Raw genomic sequence first — 208 nt, forward strand, 5'->3', positions numbered from 1 at the left:
CCGGCCACAAACACCGACTGGCCCGCATCCGCATCGGTCACGGTCAGCACGCCGCTGTCGGTCAGGGTCGGGTTGGCCGCGTCTTCGGTGACCGCGCCCAGGTCGTCGCCTTCGATGGTCGGCAAGTCATTGGTGCCGGTGATGGTGATGGTGACGGTATGCGTGGTGCCATCGGCACTCTGGACGGTGAAGGTCTCGACCTTGGTCT

General features: G+C 65.4%; 1 protein-coding gene. It reads right to left on the reverse strand.

The genetic code is table 11. From position 1 onward, the window contains the following. Positions 1 to 208: VCBS domain-containing protein (locus tag BN1137_RS23210; protein WP_157433835.1), on the reverse strand; the 208-nt coding region annotated here is incomplete at both ends.

This window comes from Aeromonas tecta (assembly GCF_000820185.1).
GTDB lineage: Bacteria > Pseudomonadota > Gammaproteobacteria > Enterobacterales > Aeromonadaceae > Aeromonas > Aeromonas tecta.